Annotated in this window: 13 protein-coding genes; 8 read left to right on the top strand and 5 right to left on the bottom strand. The window is 71.7% G+C overall.

Annotation, left to right across the window (positions count from 1 at the left end; translation table 11 throughout):
* Window positions 1-46: 46 nt before the first annotated feature.
* The 5 genes from G361_RS41930 to G361_RS0102175 are packed head-to-tail and all read right to left on the bottom strand — an operon-like array spanning window position 47 to window position 9,109.
* Entirely contained in the window at window positions 47-1,198 is a 1,152-nt protein-coding gene (locus G361_RS41930) for an alpha/beta fold hydrolase (protein WP_019925413.1), read from the bottom strand.
* Window positions 1,195-1,425 (bottom strand): acyl carrier protein, encoded by a 231-nt coding sequence (locus G361_RS50085; protein ID WP_019925412.1) that lies wholly within the window; start codon window positions 1,423-1,425, stop codon window positions 1,195-1,197. The genes G361_RS41930 and G361_RS50085 overlap by 4 nt, the downstream gene beginning before the upstream one ends.
* Window positions 1,422-6,929, bottom strand: coding sequence for a non-ribosomal peptide synthetase (locus G361_RS41925; protein WP_019925411.1), 5,508 nt, complete (start codon window positions 6,927-6,929; stop codon window positions 1,422-1,424). The genes G361_RS50085 and G361_RS41925 overlap by 4 nt, the downstream gene beginning before the upstream one ends.
* Window positions 6,929-8,845, bottom strand: coding sequence for a non-ribosomal peptide synthetase (locus tag G361_RS41920; protein ID WP_019925410.1), 1,917 nt, complete (start codon window positions 8,843-8,845; stop codon window positions 6,929-6,931). The genes G361_RS41925 and G361_RS41920 overlap by 1 nt, the downstream gene beginning before the upstream one ends.
* A gap of 54 nt (window positions 8,846-8,899) precedes the next feature.
* Window positions 8,900-9,109, bottom strand: coding sequence for an MbtH family protein (locus G361_RS0102175; protein WP_019925409.1), 210 nt, complete (start codon window positions 9,107-9,109; stop codon window positions 8,900-8,902).
* 128 nt (window positions 9,110-9,237) lie between these two features.
* Here G361_RS0102175 and G361_RS0102170 point away from each other — a divergent pair, with 128 nt between their 5' ends.
* From G361_RS0102170 to G361_RS0102140, 8 genes are all read left to right on the top strand, one after another.
* Window positions 9,238-9,639 (top strand): type II toxin-antitoxin system VapC family toxin, encoded by a 402-nt coding sequence (locus G361_RS0102170; RefSeq protein WP_019925408.1) that lies wholly within the window; start codon window positions 9,238-9,240, stop codon window positions 9,637-9,639.
* A 19-nt stretch (window positions 9,640-9,658) separates the two neighbouring features.
* Window positions 9,659-10,822 carry an aminotransferase gene (locus tag G361_RS0102165; protein WP_019925407.1) on the top strand — a complete coding sequence of 388 codons (1,164 nt, stop codon included), beginning with the start codon at window positions 9,659-9,661 and terminating at the stop codon, window positions 10,820-10,822.
* Window positions 10,823-10,877: 55 nt separating this feature from the next.
* Window positions 10,878-12,497 carry an amino acid adenylation domain-containing protein gene (locus tag G361_RS41915; protein ID WP_155981245.1) on the top strand — a complete coding sequence of 540 codons (1,620 nt, stop codon included), beginning with the start codon at window positions 10,878-10,880 and terminating at the stop codon, window positions 12,495-12,497.
* A gap of 4 nt (window positions 12,498-12,501) precedes the next feature.
* The gene (locus G361_RS48985; RefSeq protein ID WP_019925405.1) at window positions 12,502-12,708 is read left to right on the top strand and encodes an acyl carrier protein; all 207 of its coding nucleotides are present in this window, start codon (window positions 12,502-12,504) and stop codon (window positions 12,706-12,708) included.
* A gap of 44 nt (window positions 12,709-12,752) precedes the next feature.
* On the top strand, window positions 12,753-13,715 hold the full coding sequence (locus tag G361_RS0102155) for a chlorinating enzyme (RefSeq protein WP_019925404.1): 963 nt from the start codon (window positions 12,753-12,755) through the stop codon (window positions 13,713-13,715).
* The gene (locus G361_RS41910) at window positions 13,712-14,908 is read left to right on the top strand and encodes an alpha/beta fold hydrolase (RefSeq protein WP_019925403.1); all 1,197 of its coding nucleotides are present in this window, start codon (window positions 13,712-13,714) and stop codon (window positions 14,906-14,908) included. Before G361_RS0102155 ends, G361_RS41910 begins: the two co-directional genes overlap by 4 nt.
* 62 nt (window positions 14,909-14,970) lie before the next feature.
* A complete protein-coding gene (locus G361_RS41905; protein ID WP_052172713.1) occupies window positions 14,971-15,726 on the top strand; it encodes a thioesterase II family protein in 756 nt (251 codons plus the stop codon).
* A gap of 18 nt (window positions 15,727-15,744) precedes the next feature.
* On the top strand, window positions 15,745-25,059 hold the full coding sequence (locus tag G361_RS0102140) for a non-ribosomal peptide synthetase (protein ID WP_019925401.1): 9,315 nt from the start codon (window positions 15,745-15,747) through the stop codon (window positions 25,057-25,059).
* Window positions 25,060-25,097 lie beyond the last annotated feature (38 nt).

The raw sequence follows: 25,097 nt of genomic DNA, 5'->3' as shown, positions 1-25,097 counted from the left end.
ATGAACTCCGACGGGTCCGGCAGTGGATACCGGATCGTGGTGTCGCTCAGGCGTTCAGGACGGTGGTGAGAGCGGCGACCTGGTCGGGGGTGGCGCGGAACGCGTCGAGGTGATGGCCGTGGTCGGCGATCATCAGGCGGGCTCTCGGGACCGTGTCCGCGACCCAGCGGGAGCCGGCGGGATGGGCCAGTTCGTCGTCGGCGCTGGTGGCGACCAGGCACGGCTGCCGGATCGTCGCGACGGCGGCGCGGGAGTCGTGATGCATGGTCGCGCCGGTCAGTTTCGCGTAGCGGTAGAACAGTTCCGGCGTGGCGTAGGGCTTGGCGACCAGCGGGCCGATCCGCTCCGGGATGCCGGTCATCGGGCCGCTGGTGAGACGGTCGCGGATCCAGGCCGCCGTGTCCCGGGACTCGGCCGCCACGTCCAGCATGGCGCGCAGGTTGACCTGGTGTTCGGATTTCGCTGCCGCCGAACCCAATTCGAGGTCGGCGTACCAGAGGCTGAGCGAAGCGACCCGGTCCGGGTGCTGTGCGGCGGTCGCGAGCGCGACGGCCGCACCGCCGCAGAGGCCCATCAGGTGCACCGGCCCGGTGCCGAGGTGCTCGGTCACCGCGAGCACGTCCGCGACCTGGTCGGCCACGTCGTATCCGCGGCGGTCGAAAAGTTCCGGCTCGGTGATGAATTCGGTTGTGCCGCGGGTCTGTACGACGATGCAGCGGTAGGCCGGTCGCAGCGCGCGCAGCCACGGTAACGACAGCCGGTAGCCGATCGCGCACGGCGCCGACAACACGACGGCGAGACCGTCGTGGGGTCCGGCTTCGACGGCCGAGACGACCGTGCCGTCGGGCCGGGGCACTGCGTGCGTACGGAATTCGGCCTGCTCGTCGGTGGCGCGCTGCCGGGCCGCCGCGGCCGCGTCGGCGGCGGTGAGTCCGGCCAGTTCTGGTGCGCGCTGGGTGCGCCGGATCTCCGCGGCCAGTGCGACCGCGGCGAAATCCGTGCGTGTGGAGGCGTCGAAACGCAAGGGCACCTGCGACTCTCGACACACTGCGGCGATCAGGTCCGAGGCTCGGTCGCAGGTGTCGGCCGGCAGCGCGAAGGGGCCGACCTGGCCGGTCAACCCCGCCAGCTGTTGCACCGCGTCGACGAGGTCGGCGAGCGCTCGCGTCGCCACCGGGCTCGGATGTTCGTCGATCATGATGTCTCCCGGCCTATTTCGGCAAGATTGCGGACGGTGACCGTGCCGTCGAGTTCGCGGGGGTCGATGTCCAGGTGAAGGGTGCGAGCGGCCTCGGCGAGGATGCGGATCATCGCCAGCGAGGTGACACCGCGCTCGGCGAGATCGTCGTCCGCCCCGATCTCGCACTCGGACAGAATGTTTCGGGCAATGGACAGCAGGCACGCGGCCCGCTCCTCGGCGTTCACGAGGCGGACAGACCGGCGGCTGCCGGGTCGGGTAGCGCGGACAGATCGTGCTCGCCGGTGGGGGTGAGCGGGAGCCGGTCCATCGTCAACACCCGCTGCGGGACGAGATGCTCGGGGAGCCGGGCGATCAGGTGCCGACGCAGCTGCATCCGGTCCAGAACCGGACCGCGACAAGCGATCCAGGCGGTGGGACCGGCCCGATCGGCATCGGCGACGGCGTCACCGCCGAGGTCGCCGGTGCGTCCGGCAACGCCCCCGTCCCGGCCGGACCCGGCAGCCTCGTCGCGGCCATGCCCGGCAACCCCGTCCTGGCCAGGCCCGGCAACCCCGTTCAGGCCGAGCCCAGTAGCCTCGTCCCAGCCAGGCTCGGCAGCCCCGTTCCGGCTGGGCCTGGCAGCCTTGTTCCGGCTGAGCCCGGCGGCCCCGTCCTGGCCAAGCTCGGCAGCCCCGTTCCGGCTCGGCCCAGCAGCCTCGTCCCGATCAGGCTCGGCAGCCCCGTCCCAGCCGGGCTCGGCAGCCTCGTCCGGGTCGGAAGCGGCAACCCCGTCCTCGAATCGGACGATGGCGTCGTCGATGCCGGGCAGGTCGCGCAGGAATGCGACTGTTTCCAGTGGGTCCGTGTGGGGTGGTCCGGCGAATTCCAGCAGGCCGTCGGGGCGGCGGCGGACCGGGTCGGCGGCGCGGGTTGCGCCGAGTTCGAGCCAGGCCACCTCGCCGATGCCGGCCGGTCGGCCGGCTGCGTTGCGCAATCGGACCGGTAGGTGTTCGCGGCCGATCGGTACCCGCAGCGGGGCCGTGTCCGGGTGCCAGTCCGCGGGGACCTCGTAGTCGGCCACCGGTGCCGCACCCGGCAGTGGCCGGTAGCGCGCGATGACCCGGCAGCCCGGGGCGAGGCGGCGGGCCAGTTCCACATCGTGTGCGAGCAGATCGCCGCGGTTGACCAGGTAGACGTAGCGCAGCCGGGACAGTACCGGGTCGCCGGCGTGCGGGGACAGGGTTCGCAGCAGTGGTGCGGTGAGTTCGACCGCGGTCACCGCCGATCGGCGCAGCCAGGTCAGGACGGTTTCCGGGGTGTCGGCCGGGACTTCCGGCACCGTCCGGGCCGGGGATTCCGCGAATACCGGCGGGGTCGGGTCGGCCAGGTCGTAGTGCAGGATGCCGCGCGCGGGATCGGTTGCGGCCGTAGTGATTACGGTGCGCACCTGGTCGAGCAGGGTACCCATCGCGGCCTCGGCGTAGCGGTCGGCGTGGTATCGCAACTCCAGCCGGTATCGGCCGGCGCGGTGGCGCACGTCGAGTTCGAGATCGACCTTGCTCGGCTGCGGTGGCAGCGGCGGTGTGGTGACCGTCAGGCCCGGCAGTTGCCAGGCGTCGTCGGCCTCCTCGATCAGGTTCAGCAGCACCTGGAACACGGGGGTTCGCGTGGGGTCGCGCACGGGCCGCAGTTCGCCGATGAGCAGCTCGAACGGGATCCGGCCGTGGGCCACGTAGCCGTCGAGGGCCGTGCGGCGCACCCGGGCCAGGACCTCGGCGAAGGCCGGGTCACCGGCGAGCCGGACCCGCAGTGCCACCGTGTTGACGAACAGCCCGACCAGCAGGTCGGCGCCACCGGCGGCGCGGGTGTTCACCGGTACGCCGACCACGATGTCGTCCTGGCCGGACCAGCGGCGCAGCACGGTGGCCCAGACCGCGAGCAGGGTCATGAACGGCGTCACGCCGTGCGCGCTGCACAGGGTGTGCAGGGCCGTCGCCTCGGTGCCGGTGAGGTCGGCGCAGACCGTGGCGCCGATCCGGCCCTGGGCCGGTAGTCGGCGGCGGGCCGTGGGGAGCGTGAGTGCCGCGGGGGCGCCGGCCAATTGGTGTCGCCAGTAGGCCAGCGGCGCCGAAAGCCGTTCGGGGGTCAGCAATTCGCGCTGCCGGACCGCGTAGTCGCGGTACTGCACCGGCAGTGGCGGCAGACCGGCGCGGGCCGGATCGCCGCCGGCGCGGTACAGCGCGGACAGTTCGCGCAACAGCAGTCCGATGGACCAGGCGTCGGAGACGAGATGGTGCATCGTGACCGACAGCAGATGCTCGGTGTCGCTCACCCGCACCAGCAGGCAGCGGAACAGCGGGCCGGTGACCAGATCGAACGGCGCGGCGGCCGCGGCGTCGGCCAGCCGTTCGGCCGCCGCGGCCGAGTCGGCGGCCGTGATCGGCAGCGGCAGAAGAGGATCCGGGTCGGAAACTCGTTGCGTGGCGAGTCCGCGCGCGATCGGGAAGGTGGTGCGCAGACTCTCGTGCCGCGCGACGATCGCGCGGACAGCGCGTTCCAGCGCCGGTACGTCGAGCGGGCCGCGCAGCCACTGCCGGCCGTGGATGGTGTAGGCCGTTCCCGGCCGCAGCTGGGATTCCAGCCACACCTGCTGCTGTTCGTGGGACAGCACCGGCGGCGCGTCCGGCGGTCGCACCGGGACCTCGGCCAGGATGTGCGAGTTCGCCGTCGCCGCAAGGGTTTCCGCGAGGTCGGCCAGGCGCGCGCTGTCGAATACGGCTCGCAACGGCAGTTCGACGCCGGCGCGCGTGCGCAACCGGCCGAGCACTTCACCGGCCCGCAGTGAATCACCGCCGAGATCGAAGAAGTCGTCGTCGCGGCCGACCGCGTCGATGCCGAGCACCTCCCGCCACACCTCGGCCACGAGTTCCTCGGCGGCCCCGCGCGGCGGCGTATCGGTCGCGGCCGCGCCGGCGGCCGGTGGTTGCGGCAGTGCGCGGCGATCGATCTTGCCGTTGGGAGTGCGCGGTAATTCGTCCAGGACCTGCAGGCTGCTCGGCACCATGACCACCGGCAACTGCCGCCGCAGCGTGCGGCGTACATCCTCGACGTCGAGGTCACCGGGACCGCGGGCCGTCAGGTAGCCGGCCAGGCGGTCACCGCGCAGCACCACGACCGCCTCGGCGACCCCGGGATGCCGCTGGAGGGTGGTCTCGATCTCGCCGAGTTCGATGCGCTGGCCGCGGATCTTGACCTGGAAGTCGTCCCGGCCCAGGTACAGCAGCGCGCCGTCGGGGCGGCGTCGGGCCAGATCGCCGGTGCGGTACATGCGTTCGCCGGGGACCCGGGGATCGGCGACATACCGTGCGGCGGTGGTGCCGGGCCGGTGCAGATAGCCCACGGTCAGGCCGCGACCGGCGAGATACAGTTCGCCGACCACACCCGGCGGGACCGGCCGCAGCGCGGCGTCGAGCACGTAGCAACGACCGTGCGGCAGCGGGAATCCGATCGGTACCGGCTGCTCCCCCGGCCGCAGCACGATGTGCGTCGAATAGGTGGTGTCCTCGGTCGGCCCGTACAGGTCGGCCACCACCTCGACGTGCCCGGTGGCGTAGAGCTCGTCGACGACCGTGGCGGCGACCGCCTCCCCCGCCAGCGCGACGGCCCGCACGCTGCGCGGCAGTGCATCGGATTCGACCAGTGCGCGCGCGGCCGACTGGACCATGCAGACAAGCGTCACCTCGGGTGGGTCGGTCAGCAGCGACAGCGCGTTGTCCACGACCACGACGGTCCCGCCGGCGCACAGCGGCGCGAAGAACTCGAAGACCGAGACGTCGAAGCACACCGACGTCGAGGCGAGCACCCGGCGCAGGTGCGGACCGAAAGCGGTTGCGCCCCAGCGTATCGTCGGCACCGCGTTGCGGTGGGTGACCACCACCCCCTTGGGCCGGCCGGTGGATCCCGAGGTGTACAGCACGTAGGCGATCCGGTCCGGTGATCCCGGCGGCAGAGCTTCGGCCGAGAATGGTTGCGCGGCAAGCGCTTCGAAGTCCTCCTCGGTGACGACCCGATGGGAGTTGCTGTCGCGCAGCATGTATTCGGTGCGCTCGGCGGGATAGGCGGGGTCCAGCGGCAGATAGGCGGCACCGGCCTTCATGATCCCGAGCATGGCCGCGGCCAGGTCGACGGTCCGGCCGAGCCGGATCCCGACGACATCCCCCGCGCGCACGCCGCGGCCGCGCAGGTGCTGCGCGAGCCGGTCGGCGCGCCGATCCAGGTCGCGATAGGTCAGCGCGCGGTGCGCGTCGGTGATCGCGACGGCGTCCGGGGTGCGCGCCGCCTGGGCCGAGAACAGTTCGGCGAGATCGGCATCCGGTTCCTCGGTGACCGGTCCGTGCTCCCAGCGGGCCAGTGCGGCCCGGTCGGCGTCGGTGAGCGGATCGAGCCGATCGATCGGGAGGTCCGGTTCGGCCAGTCCCCGCGCCAGCAGCACCGGCAGCCGTGCGGCGAGCGCGGCGGCGGTGGCGTGTTCGAAGATATCGGCGCGATAGTCCCAGGTGCCCCAGAGGCCGCCGTCGGCGCGCCACAGGTGCAGGTCGACGTCGTAGCGCAGCGCGGGTCGCGGCAGGGTCACCTGACGCAGCGGCACATCCGCGAGAGTCGGTGCGCCCCAATCTCCTTGGAAGGCCAGGCCCGCGCGGATCAGTGCGCCGTGCACGTGCCGGCCCGGCGCCAGGGCCGCGACCAGGTCCTCGAACGGGACCCCGGTGTGGGCCAGCGCGGCGATACCGGTCGCGCCGGCCCGGCGCACCAGTTCCCGGAAGGACGGCCCGCCGCCGAGGTCGGCGCGCAGCACCAGCAGATCCGACAGCAGGCCGACCGCGCCGTGCCGACCGGGTCCCGAGCGGCCCGCCTCCGGTGCGCCGACCGCGAAATCGGTTTGCCCGCTGTACTGTCCGAGCAGCAGCCAGAACGCGGCGAGCACGACCGCGAACAGGGTGGCGCCCTCCGCGCGCGCCAGCGCTTCGGCGGCGGCGGTCAGGTCGGCGGGGATCGTCATCGGCACCGATCCGGCCGCGAACGTCGGCCGCGCCGAGCGTGGCCGGTCGGCCGGCAGGTCCAGCTCCGGCAGTCCGGCCAGCCGGTCCAGCCAGTACTCCCGCGCGGCCGGATCGACCGGCAGCGGGCCGGGATCGGTTGCCACACCGGCTGATTCGCCGCGATAGGCGGGGTCCAGCTCGGCCAGCAGCACGCGCATCGAGCCGCCGTCGCAGACCAGGTGGTGCGCGGTGCAGATCAGCAGCCGCTCGTCGTCGGCGACGCGGCAGCAGTGCACCCGGACCAGCGGGCCGCGCGCGAGGTCGAACGGTTCGGCCGCCAGGCGTGCGGCGTGCCCGAGCGCGGCCGTCCGGCGCTCGGCGGCCGGCAGTTCGCGCAGATCCAGCCAGTGGATCGGCAGCGAGCCGGCGTCGCCGACCCGGCGCTCCGGGCCGCCGGCGCCGTCGGCGAAGGTCGCGCGCAGCGCCGGATGCCGCCGGTACAGCACCGAAATCGCGTGCTGCAGCCGGTCTTCGGCCAGTGGCCCGGTGTGCCAGGCGGCGAAGTGCAGATTGAAGACGGCCGTACCCGGACTGAGCCGTTCGAAGGCCAGGACGCCGCGCTGTTCGCGGGTGATCGGCGCCGGTCCCGTCGGTTCGGCCGCGCCGGCCCGCCACTGCCGGACGAGCCCGCGGCCCACCGCGAGATCCATCACCCGACTCCCGTACCGCTGGCCGCGCCGAGCACCCGATCCCGCAACAGCCCGGCCGGCCGGCCCTCGGTCAGCCAGCCGGTCACCAGCGTCTCGGCCGCACCCTTCGGCGTCGGCGTCGAGATCAGGGCCATCAGCGGAACCCGCAGGCCGAGGGCCCGTTCCAGCACCGCCGCCGCCTCGCCGGCCCGCACCGAGTCGACCCCGAGGTCCACCAGCCGGTCGGTCGGCAGGCAGCTGTCGAGATCGCAGACACCGGCGACGACGCCGCAGATCAGCGTGGTCAGTTCGGCCGTGGCGACGGCCGCCGCGCGCAGGTCGGCCAGCGCCGCGAGCGCGGCCTCGTCGCCGATCAGGATCTCGTCGAAAACGCCGCGCAGGAACAACTTCCGCGCGGTGGCGCGGCGGACCTTGCCGCTCGAGGTGCGCGGCAGGGAATGGGCCGGGACGAGGGCGACCAGCGCCGGTTGCAGGCCCGTCGCCGCCAGCACGGCGGCGCGGATCGCGGTGGCCACGGCCTCGGTGCGGATGTCGTGCACCTCGACCGCGAGCACCGGCAGCGGCTCGGTATCGCCGCTACCCGGCGTCCCGGACTCGATCAGGAACGCCGCGGCCGTGCGACCGGCCCGGCCCGCCGCGTCCGAGGCGGCCGCCTCGACATCGACGGCGTGGTGGTTGACCCCGCGGTACACGAGCACGTCCTTGGCCCGGCCGCTGACGTACAGTTCGCCGTCGCGGAGGTAGCCGAGATCGCCGGTGCGCAGGTGCCGGCGGCCGTCCAGCTCGCCGAACAGGTCGCCGGAATCACCGGACAGATAGCCGGGGGTGACGTTCGGCCCGGCGATCCAGATCTCCCCCTCGGCGCCGTCCGCGACGGCCGTGCCGCGCTCGGGATCGACGATCGCGAGGTCCTGGCCGCGCACCGGAGCGCCGCAACTGACCGGGCCGGTGGACGCCGCCGACGGGCCGGACCAATGGCCCGCGCTGACGATCAGGGTCGCCTCCGCCAGGCCGTAGCAGGGCAGCAGGGCCTCGGGCCGGAAACCGTTCGGCGCGAACGCCTTCGAGAATTCGGCCAGGGTCCGGTGGCGGACCGTCTCGCCACCGCTGAAGGCCACCCGCCACCGCGACAGGTCGAGGTCGGCCACCGCGGCGTCGCCGGACAGCCGGCGCAGGCACAGGTCGTAACCGAAGTTCGGCCCGCCGGAGTGGGTGGCGCCGGTCTCGCCGATCTGCCGCAGCCACCACAGCGGATCCTTGAGGAAGTCGACCGGCTCGATGATGCGGACCGGGATACCCGCGGCCATCGGGGTCAGCAGGCCGCCGACCAGGCCCATGTCGTGATACGGCGGCAGCCAGGTCACCGAGCGCGAGTCGGCGTCCACCCGGAACCGTTCGACGATGGCCGCGATGTTGGCGTTCAGATTGTCGTGGCGGACCAGGACCCCGCGCGGCCGGCTGGTACTGCCCGAGGTGTACTGCACGACAGCGAGTTCCGCGGCGCCGCGGCGCGGGCCCGGTGCGTCACCGTCCGCGTCCGGCACGGAAAGCACGGTGGGAACGTCGATCTCGTCGAATCGCCGCGGCGCGACGACCGCCGGCGGTGCGGCGTCGGCGACGATGCCGGCCAGCCGGGTGCGGTCCGCGCGCGGCGACAGGCCCGGCGGGAAGGCGGGGATGATCGCGCGGCCGGCCAGGAATCCGGCGTAGATCGCGACCACGTAGTCCAGGCCGGCCGGATAGGCCAGCAGCACCGGGCCGTCGCCGACGGCGTCCAGCCGCCGCGCCAGCAGCAGGGCCCGGCTCGCCAGTTGCGCACAGGTCAGCGTCGTCACGGCGCCGAACGGATCGACGGCCTCGTAGGCGACGGCGCCGGGTGTCCGGTCGGCCCGGTCCAGCAGCGTTTCGGTCAGCACGTCGGGCCTCCTCGATGGATGACGGTCCGGCGGGTACTCGCGCCGGATCCGGGATCAGCTCTGCGGGACCGTCCGCCGGGTGCTGAGCGGCCGGATGTCCGTCCAGTTCTGCTCCACGTAGTCGAGGCACTCCTGCCGGCCCGCCGCGCCGAAGACCTGCCGCCAACCGGCCGGCACCTCCAGCTTCACCGGCCACAGCGAGTGCTGGTCCTCGTCGTTGACCAGCACGACGAAGATGCCGTCGGGATTGTCGAACGGGTTCACAGCGACCTCCGAAGTCGATAACCACCTCGGTGGAACGGTATCCAGCCCGCGCGCGCCGGCCCTGTCACGTGAATCGAGGACAGTTGTGGCACATCGGAAATCGCCGCGGTCCGTGCGAAGGTACTGGTATGACCCGATTCGTCGTCGACGCACCGGTAGCCGTCCACCTCGCCACCACCGGCGCGGCGATTCCGGCCCACCATCGGCTGGTCGCCCCCACGCTGCTGCGATCACAGGCGCTCGCGCTGGTGTACGGCGCGGTCCGCCGCGGCGACACCGAGCCGAAGGCGGCCCGGAAGATCCTCGACGGCGTCCGCGGCCTGAACATCCGGCTGCTCGGCGACCGCTCGATGCAGGACAACGCGTGGAAGATCGCGGAGTCGTTCGGCTGGCCGGACACCTACCGGGCCGAATATATCGCGCTGACCCGGTTGCAGGCCGATGCGCTCGTCACCTTCGACACCGAATTAGCCACCGCGGCACAGACTCTGGTCGGCATCGCCGCCCCGGAGGATCTGCTGCGACCCTGATCCGAGCACGGAGTTCCGCATGCTTCTCAACCCCCGGACCGTCGCCGCCGTCGACTCCCCGATCGGCCTCGCCTACGACCTGCTCGATCGGCGCGCGGGCACCCGCGAGCTGCTGGACCTGGCCCAGGCCGCGCCGCAGTATCCCCCGGCCCCGGAGGTGGTGGAATCCGTCGTCGCCGCGGCCCGGCACCCGCGCGGCGGAGAATACTGCGAGATCGCCGGATTGCCCAGCCTGCGTGAGGCTTTCGCCGCGGAGATCGCGGCGGCGTACGCGGGCGAGGTGCGGCCGGGCCAGGTGATCGTGACCGCCGGATGCAACCAGGCGTTCTGCCTGGTCGCGTCGGCGCTGGCCGCTCCCGGCGACGAGATCGTGGTCGTCCTGCCGTACTACTTCAACCACGACATGTGGTTACGGATGTCGGGCATCGTGCCGGTCTATCTGGAGCCGGGCCCCGATCTGATTCCCGACCCGGCGGCGGCGGCCGCGCTGATCACCGCGCGTACCCGGGCCGTACTCGTGGTGACCCCGGGCAATCCGACCGGGGTCACCGTGCCGCCGGCGCGGATCGCGGCGCTGGCCGAGATGGCGGCCCGGCACGGGGTGGCGTTGATCCTCGACGAGACCTACCGCTCGTTCCGCGACACCGACGAGCCGCCGCACCGGCTGTTCGCCGATCCGGACTGGCCGCGCACCGTCGTCAGCCTGCACAGCTTCTCCAAGGATCTGGCGATTCCCGGATATCGGGTCGGCGCGGTGATCGCGTCGGCCGAACTCGGCCGCGAGGTCACCAAACTGCTGGACTGCGTGGCGATCTGCGCGCCGCGCATCGGCCAGGAGGCCGCGCTGGCCGGTCTCACCGCGGCCGGCGCGTGGCGGCGCGCACGGGCCGCCGACATGGCCGACCGGCGGCGCTGGTTCACCGCGGCCCTGGCCGACCGGCCCGGCGGCTACGAAATGCTCTCCGCCGGTGGGTTTTTCGGGTGGATACGGCATCCCTTCGGCCGGCGGCCCACCGCGGACGTGGTCCGCGACCTCGTGCTCACCCACGACACGCTGCTCATCCCCGGCACGGCCTTCCTGCCGGAGGACCGCGGCACCCTCCGGGTCAGTCTCAGCAATGCGGACGAGGCCGCGCTGACCGACCTCGCCGACCGGCTGGCCGCATCCGCCGCAGGTCACTGACCCGAGGTCGCCGATTCATGTGACTGCGTCCGGGACCGCGGCCTCCCTAGCGTGAGTGGACGTAGCGTCGGCCCTCGGTGAAGGGAAATCCGTGGTGTTCCGCGGCAGCAATCTGCACACCATCTTCCGGGAGCGGGTCCGGCTGCATCCGGAGCGGATCGCCCTGTCGACGCGGCAGGAGTCGATCAGCTACGCGGAACTCGCGGCCCGCGCCGATCGGCTGGCCCGCCGGCTGACCGGGCTCGGGGTCGGGCCGGACGTGCCGGTGGGACTGTGCGCGCGGCGCGGCCCGGAGGCGATCGTCGGCATGCTGGGCATCCTCGCGGCCGGCGGGGGCTACGTGCCGATCGATCCCGCCTACCCCGCCGAGCGCGTCGGCTACCTGCTGACCGACTGCGCGCCACCGCTGGTCGTCGCCGCGCGGGACACCGCGGAGGTCCTGACGGGCCGGCACCCCGCGATCGTGTGGATCGATGACGACGACGCGGGCGACGGCCCGCAGTTGCCGGAACCCGACGGACCGTCCTCGGACCGCGATCTGGCCTACGTGATCTACACCTCGGGGTCGACCGGAAAACCCAAGGGGGTCATGGTCGAACACCGCAACGTGGTGCGGCTGTTCGAGCAGACCCGGCCGTGGTTCCGGTTCGGCGAGCACGACACCTGGGCCCTGTTCCACTCCATCAGCTTCGACTTCTCGGTCTGGGAGATCTGGGGTGCGCTGCTGTTCGGCGGCCGCCTGGTCCTGCTGCCCGAAACCGTCACCCGCGCACCGGAATTGCTGGTATCGCTGCTGCGCGCACACCGGGTGACGGTGCTGAACCAGACGCCGTCGGCGTTCCATCAGCTGCTCACCGCACTGCCGGCCGCCGAGCGCGGCGACAACCCCTTCGGACCCGACCTGCGGCTGGTGATCTTCGGCGGTGAACGGCTGGACCCCCGGGTACTCGCCCCCTGGCTGGACCGGCACGGCGATCGGCGGCCCACGCTGGTCAACATGTACGGCATCACCGAGACCACCGTGCACTGCACCCATCGGCCGATCACCGCGGCCGACCTGCGGACCGGTGGCCGCAGCCCGATCGGCGCCGGGATCCCCGATCTGCGCGTGCACGTCCTCGACGACGAGCTACGGCCGGTCCCGGACGGGGTGGCCGGTGAGTTGTACGTCGCCGGACCGGGTTTGACCCGCGGCTACCTGAACCGGCCCGCGCTGACCGCGCAGCGCTTCGTCGCCGCCGCGGACGGGGAACGCCTGTACCGCACCGGCGATCGCGCACAGCGCGAGCGCGGGGAACTGCTCTATCTGGGCCGGGCCGACGGACAGCTGAAGATCCGCGGCTACCGGATCGAACCCGGCGAGATCGAGGCGTGCCTGTGCCGCGTGGACGCGATCGCGCGCGCGGTCGTCACGTCCCGGACGAACCGCGACGGCGACGTCGTGCTCGCCGCGTACCTGCTGCCGGCCGGATCCGACCGGCCCGCCGATGCTGAATTGGTCACCGCCGCAAGGCAACACGCGCGTGCGGCGCTGCCCCGGCATCTCCGGCCGTCCTATTACGAAGTCGTCTCGGAGATTCCGATGACGCCACAGGGAAAGGTGAATCACGATGCCCTTGGGGAGGACGACCACGCCGGCGCAGAACGCCTCGGACGTGCGGCAGTGGATCGGTGAAACAGTGCGGACCGTCACGGAACGTGACGATGTGGACCCGGTGGTCGACATGTTCGACCAGGGCGTGACCTCGCTCGCGTTCATCCGGGTCGTGGCGCAGATCAACGAGAACTACGGCGTCACAGTCGATGTCGAGGAACTGGACGAGGCGTCCGTCGACACGCTGACGGCACTGGTGCTGCGGCTGCTCGCCGACGCGAATCCGCAATGACCGATCCCCGAACAGCTTTCCGCACACAGAGTGGAGAACCGACGATGGCACACGCAACCCAGGAGAGCTTCACCCCGAGTCCGCAGGAGGTGGCCCACTTCCACGAACAGGGTTACCTCGGCCCGTTCCAGGTGTACGAGCCCGACGAGATGCGCCGGCTGTGGCGGCGCGAACGGCTGCGCCTGATGGACCGCAGCGCCGCCGTCTACGACGAGGGTGACGCGCAGGCCGGCAACACCAATATCGCGAACTACGACCGCCACCTGGATTCGACGTTCCTCGCCGACCACATCTGCCGGCCGCAGATCGTGGACCGGCTGACCGCCGTACTCGGTCCCAACGTGTTGTGCTGGCGTTCGGAGTTCTTCCCGAAGTACCCCGGCGACGAGGGCACCGACTGGCATCAGGCCGACACCTTCGCGTTCGCGTCGGGCAAACCGCAGATCCTCTGGCCCGCCGCGGAGAAGGAGTTCGGCGGCACCCTCACGGTCTGGACCGCGTTCACCGAGGCCGCCGAGGACACCGGCTGCCTGCAGTTCATCCCCGGCACCCAGCGGACGATGTACTACGACGAGTCCAAGGAGATGCACTACCAGCCGGACACGATCAACCAGCAGAACAAGGACGGCATCAACCGCGGCTTCTACGGATACGACTACCGGGAGTTGCAGAAGGATCCGGACTGGCGGCCGCCGATCGAGCGGGCCATCTCCATGGTGATGCAGCCCGGCGAGGCGGTCATGTTCTGGTCCACCATGATGCATTCGTCCAAGCCGCACAGCGCGGCGGACAAGCCGATGCGGCTGGGCTTCGCCGGCCGGTACGTGCCGACCGCCGTGGAGGTCTACCCGGACACCGACGACGTGGACGAGTACGGCGGCCGGGTGAGCCTGCGGGACTACGGCACCGTGCTGGTGGCCGGAACCGACAGCTACACCCACAACCGCAAGGTCACCCACACCACCAAGGGTCACGAGTTCCCGATCCGGCAGCGCGACCGACCGTGACGCGCGCCGCGGACCGCGCCGTCGCGCGGCTCACCGCGGCCGTGCTCGCGGTGAAACCGCTGGCCGCGGAGCTGGCCGGGCCGATCCGGGTGACGGCGGCCGAATCCGGCGACGGGACGCGGGCCGTACTGGCCGACCTGCTGGCGACGGTGGCCCGGCATGCCGGGGTCGCCGGTCTCACACTGGTGCCGGACGCGGACACCGGCAGGTTCGGCGCCTTCGAACAGGTGATCAGCGATCGCCTCGGATTGGCCGGGATCGCCGCGGAACTTGTTGGGCCGGAAGCGGTCTCGCGGCTGCGACCCACCGACGTGGACCGGGTGGCGGCCGCGTCGGTGGCGGCGGGTTTCGACGCGAGGTATGCCAAACGGACCATCGCCGCCGCCGACGGGGTGCCGCTGAACGTGTACCGCGCCGGGACCGCGAGCGAACACGAACCCGTCGTACTGATTCCGGCCTGCGGTATGCCGGCCGCGCTGATCGAATCGTGGCTGCGCCTGCTCGCCCGCGACCGCCAGGTGGTGACCTGGGAGAGCCGGGGACTGTTCGACGCGTCCGGCCACGACGGCGATTTCGCCGTCGACATCGACGCACAGGCCGCCGACCTGTTCACCGTGCTGGACCACGCGGGCCTCGCCGGCGCGCACGTGGTCGCGCAGTGCGGCGGCGCGGTGATCGCGCTGGCCGCCGCCGCGGCCCGGCCCGAACGGATCGCGTCGCTGAGCCTGTGGCACGGCGCCTACGGATTCGCCGAGAACTGTCCGACGACCAAACATCAGCACGACCTGATCGAGCTGATGACCATGGCGGCGTCCGGCCGTGCGACCGCCGCCGCCATCCAGTCCATGTTCTACCGGACGGCGCTCAACGGCACGCCCCGCGAACTCGCGCACCTGGTGCTGTACCCGTTCGCGAATCCCGAACTGTTCTACCGATATTGCCGGGTCAACACCGGTCTCACCGGCGCCGACGTCGAGCGCTACCTGGATCGGGTGAAGCAGCCGGTGCTGGTGGTCACCAGCCGCGACGACGTGACCGCGGCGCCGGAGGGCTCCCGGCGGGTGGCCGCGGGCCTGCCGAACGCGCGACTGCGGGTGGAGCCGCACGGCGACCACATCGCGCTGTTCCGGGCGGACGACGCGCTGGTACAGGTCGCGATCGACTTCATCGCCGACTGTCCTCGATTCCTGTGACAACCTCACGAATCGGTCTGTCGATACCGTCAGGCACAGCCGGTGCGTAAACGGGGGTGTCGATGAACGGGAATGCGCGGGACCTGGATCGCCGCTGGTTCAAGCGATTCGGTCGCACCGACGACCGAGCGCGGGTCCGATTGTTCTGCTGGCATCACGCCGGCGGCACCGCCGCGCAGTACCGGACGTGGCCGCGGCTGCTGCCGCCGGACGTCGAGCCGATCGCGGTGCAGCTGCCGGGCCGCGCCGATCGCTTCGCGGAACCCGTCATCGACCGGATGACGCTGCTGGTCGACGAATTCGCCGAGGTGGTCGAACCGGCGCTGGACCGGCCGTACGCGTTGTTCGGCATCAGCATGGGTGCGCGGGTGGCCCGCGCGGTGGCGTACGAGCTGTGCGAGCGCGGACTGCCGCCGCCGCGACGGCTGTTCGTGGCGTGTGATCCCGCGCCGGACACCGATCGCGGCAACTGGCCGTGGGAGGACCGGGCCGACGGCCTGACGGGCTATCTGCGTGATATGGGCGGCACCCCGCCGGAGGTGCTGGACCAGCCGGACCTGTTGCGGGCCCTGCTGCCGCCGCTGCGCGCCGACCTCACGGTGATCAGCACCGACGACTTCCGTCCGGACCGGCCGCTGGATCTGCCGATCGTCGGCTTCGCCGGCGTCGACGACCCGGTCGGCACCCCCGAACTCATGGCCCGCTGGAGCGCCGAGACCACCGCCGGTTTCGCGCTGCACCGCCTGCAGTGCGGCCATTACCTGGACGCCGACGCCGAGGCCCAGGTCATCTGGACCATCGTGCGCGAACTTCTCTGATCAGCGAAGGGACTACCGGTGAACAACGGCGACGTCGAGGACATCTACGAGCTCTCACCGCTGCAGCAGGGCATGCTCCTGCACAGCATGTACGACGGCGCCGCCGACATGTACCTCAGCCAGCACACGTACGCGATCGACGGGCCGCTGGACACCGCGGCGCTGGTCCGCGGCTGGCAGTCGGTGCTGACCGCGCATCCGGTGCTGCGCACGTCGTTCCACTGGCAGGGTCTGGACAAGCCGTTGCAGGTCGTGCACCGGGACGTGGAACTGCCGGTGCGGCACCATGATTGGTCCGCGGACGGGGACGACCGGCAACGGGAACGCCTGGTGCACTTGCAGACCGAGGATCGCGCGGCGGGTATCGACCCGGAAGTGGCTCCGCTGCAACGGTTGCAGGTGATCCGGCTCGGCGACGATCGGCACGCGTTGATGTGGACCTACCATCACGTGCTGCTCGACGGCTGGTCGATCCCGAACTTCCTCGACGAGGTGATGGCCCGGTACCGCAGCGAGACCCTCGGCACCCCGCCGCCACCGCCGGTGCCGGCCTACCGGGACTACATCGCGTGGTTGCAGCGTCAGGATCCGGTTCGCGCACAGGCGTTCTGGACCACGGCGCTGGCCGACGTCCGGCCCAGCCGGGTGACCGGCGCCGGACCGGCCGATCCGACGAACGGCACCGGCGCGGTCGAGCGGCGGATCGTCGCGCTGCCGCCGGAGCTGACCGAGGGGCTGCGGCAGGCCGCCGCGCGGCACCGGGTCACGGTCAACACCGTCGTCCACGCGGTGTGGTCGGTGGTGCTGCAGGTCTACACCGGCCGGGCCGAGATCGTCTTCGGCTGCGCCACGTCCGGCCGGCCGGCGGAGTTGCCGCAGGTCGACCGGATGGTCGGCCTGTTCGCCAACACGCTGCCGATGCGCGTGACCGTACCGGCCGAGGGCGCACTCGGCGCATGGTTGCACGAACTGCAACGCACGTATGCCGCGATGCGCCGCTACGAGTACACCCCGCTGGCCGATATCAAGAAGTGGGCCGGCGCGCCGGGCCAGCCGCTGTTCGACAGTCTGCTGGTGCTGGAGAACTATTCGCTGGTCATCGATGGCGTCACCGACGGCGGCCCGCAGGCGCCGCCGTCGCCGCTGTCCTTCCAGGTCGACACCCTCTACGACAAGATCGACGTGCCGCTGACGCTGACCGTGGCGCCGCAGCCGGTGTCGGAGATGCAGTTGCTGATCCATCGGGGCCGCTTCGAACCCGGCTTCGCGGACGACATCCTGGCGCGCCTGCACCGCGCGCTCGCGGCGATCGTCGAGGCCGACCTCGTCGAGACCGTCGTGGCGGCCGCCGGTCCCCGGCCGGAGCGGGCCGCGACGCCGGAAGTTCCGGTGGCGCGGGAGATTCCGGCCGTGCTCACCCCACCGGCCACCCCCGCGGAGGCCGCGATCGCGGCGGTGTTCGCGGAGATCCTCGGGATTCCCGACATCGACGTCACGGTGGGTTTCTTCGATCTCGGCGGCGATTCCTTCGCGGCCGTGCGGGTGGTCGGCCGCATCGAGGGGGCGAGCATCGGCCTGCTCGCCGAATATCCCAGCGTGCGCGAACTGGCCGCGGCGCTGGCCCCGGCCGAGGCGGCCGAGACCGGCGAACTCGATGAACTCGACGACGAGATCGCCGAACTGGAACGCCGCCTGGCCGCGAAGCGTGCCGCACGCGAACGCCGCGACGAATCGAACTCCGGGCCTGTCCCGGCGGCCGGTGAGTCGAATTCACGGCCGGTCGCGACGGCCGATGATCCGGTTCCCGTCGCGCGCGACGGCGAACTGCCCTGCACCCGTCAGCAGGAGGGCCTGTGGTTCCTGCACCGGCTCGACCCGGCGTCGACGGTGTACCACGTCCCGTTCGCGCTGCGGCTGCGCGGCCCGCTGGCCCGGCCGGATCTGGAACGAGCCCTGCTCGCCCTGGTGATCCGGCACGAGGCGCTGCGCACCCGATTCGTCGAGCACGACGGCCGGCCCCGGCAGATCATCGATCCGGCGCCGGCCGATTTCGCGCTGCCGGTGCACGCGGTGGAGCCGGCCGGGCTCGGGTCGTGGGTCGCCGCCGCCGCGCACCGGCCCTTCGACCTGGCCACCGGGCCGCTGTTCCGGGCCGCGCTGGCCCGGCTCGCCGAGGACGACCACGCGCTGGTCCTGGTGGTGCACCACATCGTCGCCGACGGCTGGTCGGCCGCGATCCTCGCCGGGGAACTCCCCCTGTTGTACGGCGGCGCGCAGCTGCCGCCGCCGGCCCTGCAACCCGCCGATCACGCTGTCCGGCAACATGATCGGCTCGACGAGGCCGAACTCGACCGGCAGACCGGCTACTGGCGAGCGGCGCTGGCGAACCTGCCGACCGTCGACTTCCCCGCCGACCGGCCCCGGCCGGCCGAGCCCACCGGCGCCGGCGCGGCGACCGCACGGCTGCTGTCCGCCGAGGCGACCGCCGCGGCCCGCGCCTACGCGCGCACCGGCAAGGTGTCCTTCCTCGCGGTCCTGCAGGCGGGGTTGCTGACCGTGCTGCACCACTACACCGGCCAGCGGGATCTCACGATCGGGTCGATCTTCACCGGCCGCACCCGGCCCGAGTTCGAATCCGTCGTGGGATTCTTCGCCAACACCCTCGTGCTGCGCACCGACCTCGGCGGCGACCCGACCTTCGCGGAGCTGATCCGCCGCTGCCATGCCACCGTGCGGGACGCGTCGGCCCATCAGGACATCCCGTTCGGCGTGATCGTCGACGCGGTCCAGCCCGAGCGGGTGACCGGCCGCAATCCGCTGTTCCAGATCAGCCTGACCCTGCAACCGGGCAGCACCGGCACCGAACTCGCGCTCGGCGCGGTCCGCGCGACGCCGATCGAGATCGCCGACGACTACGCGCGATTCGACATCCTCGTCAACGTCGCCGACGCCGGGGACCGGCTCGAGTTGTCCGTCGAGTACTCGACCGAACTGTTCGACGCCGACCGCATCGAACGGCTGCTCGACCACTACACCGCCGCCCTGTCCCGCGGCCTGGCCGCCCCCGGGACGGCCGTCGCGGATCTGGACATCCTGCCGGCCGCCGAGCGGGAGCAGGTGCTGCGGACCTTCAACGACACCGACGACCCGCGGCCCGCGCAACCGATCCACCACCTCGTGGCCGCGGCCGCCGCGCGCACCCCGGACGCGACCGCGGTCCTCGATCACGACGGCACGACCTGGACCTATCGCGACCTGGACAGCGCGGCGAACCGGCTCGCACACCGATTGCGCCGGCACGGGATCGGTGCCGGCGAGCCCGTCGGCGTATGCCTGGAGCGCGGCGCCGACATGGTCGTCACGCTGCTGGCCGCGCTGAAGGCCGGCGGCGCCTACCTGCCGCTGGAACCGGACCTGCCGCCGGATCGGCTGGCGTTCATGCTGGCGAACGCCGAGCCGCCGATCGTGGTGACCCACCGTCGATTCGCCGCCGCGATCACCGCGCCGACGATCGAACTGGATCGCGAACGCGCTTCGCTGGCAACCGAATCCGCCGCGGCGCCGGCCGTCGACGTGCCATTGGACGGTCCCGTCTACGTGCTGTACACATCGGGTTCGACCGGGATCCCCAAGGGGGTCGTGGTACCGCATCGCGGCGTGCACAAACAGCTGGTGTGGATGCAGGACACGTTCGGCCTCGGCGCGGCCGACCGGGTCCTGCAGAAGACCCCGTACTCTTTCGACGTATCGGTGTGGGAGTTCTTCTGGCCCTTGGCAACCGGCGCCACCCTGGTGGTCGCCGAACCCGGCGGTCATCGCGACCCCGGCTATCTGCACCGCCTGATCGCGACGGCCGGGGTCACCGTCGCGCACTTCGTGCCCTCGATGCTGCGGGTATTCCTGGACGCACTCGACGACGGCCTCGATCCCGCCGAATTACAGTGCCTGCGCGTGGTTTTCGCCAGCGGCGAGGCGCTGCCGCCGATGGTCGCGGACCACTTCTCGACCCTGCTGCCGGCCGTCGAACTGCACAATCTCTACGGCCCCACCGAGGCCTCGATCGACGTCACCGCGTGGCAGTGCCCGCCCGGCGCGGCCACCGTGCCGATCGGCCCGCCGATCACCGGCATGCGGACCTATATCCTGGACGACCGCCTGGCGCCGGTGCCCGTCGGCGTTCCGGGCCAGCTGTACATCGGCGGCCCGGTGGCCACCGGATATCTCGACCGCACCCGCCTCACCGCGGAGCGCTTCCTGCCCGATCCGTACGCCGGCGTTCCGGGCCGGCGGATGTACGCCAGCGGCGACCTCACCCGGTGGCGGGCCGACGGGGTGATCGAATATCTCGGCCGCGCCGATCGTCAGGTCAAACTGCGCGGCCAGCGCATCGAACTCGGTGAGATCGAGTACGTGCTCGGCGGCCACCCCGCGGTGGCACACTGCGCGGTGCTGGTCCGCGACGACAACCTGGTGGCCTACTACGTCGGCGGCGACACCGATCCGGACGAGCTGCGCGAGCACCTCGCCCGGCGGCTGCCGGTCTACATGATTCCCGTCGCGTTCACCGCGCTGCCGGCCCTCCCGGTCACCGCCAACGGGAAGCTCGACACCGCGGCCCTGCCGGTTCCCGCCGCGCGGACCGGTGGCTACGTCGCGCCACGCACCGACACCGAGCAATGGCTCGCCGCGCAGTGGCAGCAGCTGCTCGGCGCGGCCCGGGTCGGCATCCACGACAACTTCTTCGATCTCGGCGGCAACTCCCTGCACGGCACGCAGCTCATCGCGCGCGTCCGCGAGCAGTTACAGCTCGAACTGGACCTGCGCCACCTCTTCAACAGCCGGACACTGGCGCACCTGGCGACGCGGATCACCGACTCCGCGACCGGATCCCGGCAGACCGCCATCCACGCTCGGCCACGCGACGGCTCCCCGCTGCCGTGCACCCCCACGCAGGAGGGGCTGTGGGTCCTGCACCGGATGGATCCGCGCTCGCCCGTCTACCACATTCCCTTCGCGCTGCGCCTGCGCGGGCCGCTGGACGTCACCGCGCTCGGCCACGCCATCCACACGCTGATCGCGCGGCACGAGGCGCTGCGCACCCGATTCCTCGACATCGACGGCGTACCCCGGCAAGTCGTCGACCCGCCGCCGCCGGCGACCGGCCTGCCCGTCATCGAGCTGTCCCCCGCCGAGCTGCGACGATGGGCCACCGACGTGATCGCCGCGCCGTTCGACCTCGCCACCGGGCCGTTGTTCCGCGCGGTCCTGGCCCGGCTGGGGTCCGCGGATCACGCGCTGGTGCTCGTCGTCCATCACATCGTCGCCGACGGCTGGTCGGCGGCCCTGCTCGGCGACGAACTCACCGCGCTGTACCGCGGCGAGTCGCCGGCGCCGCCGCCGATCCAGCCGGCCGATCACGCGGTGTGGCAACGCGAACATCTGGACCGCGGCGAATTCGATCGTCAGATCGACTACTGGCGCCGCACGCTCGCCGACCCGATCACGGTCGACTTCCCGGCGGACCGGCCCCGGCCCGCCGCGCCGACCGGCGCCGGCGCGGGCCTGGCCCGTCCGCTCACCCCCGAAGTGTTCGCCGCGGCGACGAATTACGCGCGCCGGCAGCGGGTCTCGTTGCTGGCGGTGCTGCAGGCCGCACTGCTGACGGTGCTGCATCGCTACACCGGCAGCACCGATCTGGCGATCGGATCCATCTTCTCCGGCCGCACCCGGCCCGAGATCGAACCGACGGTCGGCCTGTTCTCCAACACCCTGGTGCTGCGCACCGACCTCGGCGGCGACCCGGCCTTCGCGGAACTCGTGCGGCGCTGTCACGACACCGTACTGAACGCCACCGACCACCAGGACGTGCCGTTCGGGGTGATCGTGGACGCCGTGCAGCCCGAGCGGGTCACGGGCCGCAATCCGCTGTTCCAGATCAGCCTCACCCTGCAACCGGCCGATGTCCGCGCCGAACTCGACCTCGGCGCGGTGACCGCCGAGCCGATCGACCTGACCGGCGACTTCGCCCGCTTCGACCTCGTGATCGACGTCGCCGAGACCCGCGACGGGGCGCAGCTGTCGATGGAATATTCCACCGAACTGTTCGACGCCGACCGGATGCACCGCTTCCTCGACCACTACGCCGCCGCCCTCGCCCGCGGCCTCGCCGCACCGGAAACCACCGTCGGCGATCTGGACATCCTGTCCGCCGCCGAGCGCGAACAGGTTCTGCGGCAATGGAATCCGCGGTCCGCCGGGCATCCGGCGGGCCCGCTGCACCGGATCGTGGCCGGCCACCCCGACAGCGTCGCGATGCGATTCCGCGGCGACACGCTGACCTACGGTGAGCTGGCACAGCGGTCCGACCGGCTCGCGCACGCGCTGCGCGCGCACGGCGTCGACCTCGGCGATGTGGTGGCCGTCCTGCTCGACCGCGGACCGCAACTGATCGTCGCCGAACTCGCGATCCTGAAGGCCGGTGCGACCTGGATGCCACTGGATGCCCGGCATCCGGTGTCGCGCTTGGCCTTTCAGATCGCCGACGTCGCGGCCCCGGTGGTGCTGACCGCCGCCGAGCACACCGGCACGGCTCGCGCGGCCGCCGGACCGGCCCCGGTGTGGCAGCTGGACGACCTCGACCTCACCGGATATCCGGACACTCCGCCGGAGCTCGAGGTGCCGGTCGACGCCGGCGCGTACCTGGTCTACACCTCGGGCTCGACCGGGACACCGAAGGGCGTGCTGATCTCGCACCGCGCGGCATCCGGCTACTGCCACAACGCCGTCGGCCAGTTGCGCATCACCGCGGCCGACCGGATTCCGCAGATCGCGAATCCGGCGTTCGACATGTCCGTCTTCGACTGCTTCGTCACCCTGTCGGCCGGCGCGACCATCATCGGCGCACCCGCCGGGGTGGTCAACGATCCGGCCGCGCTGACCGCGCTGCTGCTCGCCGAACGGGTCACCGTCGCCTACATCCCGCCGGCGATCCTGGCCCTGCTCGACCCGCACCGGTTCACGAATTCCGCACTGCGCGCGGTGTTCTCGGCCGGGGCCACCCTGCCCACCGAACTCGCCGCACGGTGGATCCGGCCCGGACTGGCGGTGCACAATTCGTACGGCCCGACCGAGACCACCGTCGTCTGCACCGACTATCCCTGTGTCGGTGATCTGCCCGGCGGCCCACTGCCGATCGGCACGGCGATGCCCGGTCACGACGCCTACGTCCTGGACGAGCGACTGGAACCGGTACCGGTCGGGGTACCGGGACAGCTCTACATCGCGGGCTCCGGCGTGGCGCTCGGCTACCTGAACCGGCCGGCCCTCACCGCGGCACGATTCCTGCCGGACCGCTTCGGCGACCGGCCCGGCCGCCGGATGTACGCCACCGGCGACCTCACCCGGTGGCGCGCCGACGGCGTGCTGGAATTCCTCGGCCGCATCGATCGGCAGGTCCAGCTCCGCGGCCTGCGCATCGAACTCGGCGAGATCGAGTACCAGCTGAACACCCATCCCGGGGTCCGCCAGGGTGTGGTGCTGCTGCGCGACGACTCCCTGACCGCGTACGTCGTCGGTGGCGCCGACCCCCGGGACGTGCGCGAATATCTCGGCGCGAAACTGCCCGGCTACATGATTCCGACCGCGTTCGTGGCGGTGCCGGAGATCCCGCTGACCCACAACGGGAAGCTGGACCTCGCCGCGCTCCCGGACCCCGCTCGGCGCACCGAAACCTACCTCGAGCCACGGACGGCCACCGAGAGCTGGCTCGCCACCCAGTGGCAGGATCTGCTCGGCGTGGACCGGGTCGGGGCGGCGGACAACTTCTTCGATCTCGGCGCCAATTCCCTGCACGGCACCCAGCTGATCGCCCGCATCCGCGAACACCTGCACGTCGAACTGGATCTGGTGCACCTGTTCACCGGTCCCACCCTCGGCGAGATCGCGGACCGGCTCGACGGTGCCGAGGCCGCACCCGGCCGCGCTCCCATCGAACCGGTCATCGGCCGCGACCGGCTGCCCTGCACCTATCAGCAGGAGAGCCTGTGGTTCCTGCACCGCCTCGACCCGACCGCGCCGACCTACCATCTCGCGTATTCCATGCGGCTGCACGGCTCGCTCGACGTCGCCGCGCTCGGCCGGGCCGTCTTCGGCCTGCTCCGGCGGCACGAGGCGCTGCGCACCCGATTCGTCGACCACGACGGCCTCCCCCGCCAGGTGGTCGACCCGGCACCCGAGGATTTCGCGCTGCCGATCACCGAGCTGACCCCCGACCGGGTCGTGGACTGGGCCAAACGCGAATCGTATCGGCCGTTCGACCTCGGCGCCGGACCCCTGTTCCGCGTCACCCTGGCCCGGACGGCACCCGACGAGTTCGCCCTGGTCCTGGTGGTGCACCACATCATCGCCGACGGCTGGTCGGCGGCGATCCTCGCCGACGAACTCACCGCCCTGTACGCCGGTACGGAACTACCTCCGGTGCCGGTTCAACCTGCCGATCACGCTGTCTGGCAACGCGATCGGCTCGGTTCGGCCGAAATGGACCGCCAGCTCGACTACTGGCGGCAGGCGCTCGCCGACCTGCCGACCGTCGAATTCCCCACGGACCGGCCGAGACCGGCCCAGCCGACCGGCGCCGGCGCCGCCTTCGACCATCCCCTCCCCGACGACCTGGTCACGGCGGCCCGCGCCTACGCACGGCAGCACCGGGTCTCGTTCCTCGCGGTCCTCCAGGCCCCGCTGCTGATCGTGTTGCAGCGCTACACCGGCCAGGACGACCTGGCCGTCGGCTCGATCTTCTCCGGCCGCACCCAACCGGCGATCGAACCGGTGGTCGGCTACTTCACCAACACCCTGGTCCTGCGCACCGATCTGAGCGCGGACCCGACCTTCGCCGAGGTGATCCAGCGCTGCCACCGCGTGGTCCTCGACGGCGCGGATCACCAGGACGTCCCCTTCGGCATGGTCGTGGACGCCCTGCAACCGGAACGCGTCGACGGCCGAAACCCGTTGTTCCAGATCAGTTTCACCCTCCAGCCCGCCGAAACTCAGGCAGGCGACCTGTATTTCGGCGGCGTCACCGCCTCGGCGATCGAATCCGAGGACGACTTCGCCCGTTTCGACATCCTGATCAACGCCTCCGACACCGGCGACCACCTGGAACTGACCCTCGAATACTCCACCGAACTCTTCGACGCCGACCGCATGCACCGCCTGGCCGACCACTACACCGCCGCCCTCACCGCGGGCCTGGCCGACCCGGACACGCTCGCCGAGGACGTCGAGATCATGTCGGCCGGGGAACGAGAAACCGTGCTGCACAGCTGGAATCGGTGAGCCGGAGCGCTCGGCCGAGGTGACCGGAACAGCGTCGA

Source organism: Nocardia sp. BMG111209 (genome assembly GCF_000381925.1).
In the GTDB taxonomy this organism is placed as follows: Bacteria; Actinomycetota; Actinomycetes; order Mycobacteriales; family Mycobacteriaceae; genus Nocardia.
Note: the sequence above shows the minus strand (reverse complement) of the source record. Positions and strands in the feature narration are given on the sequence as shown.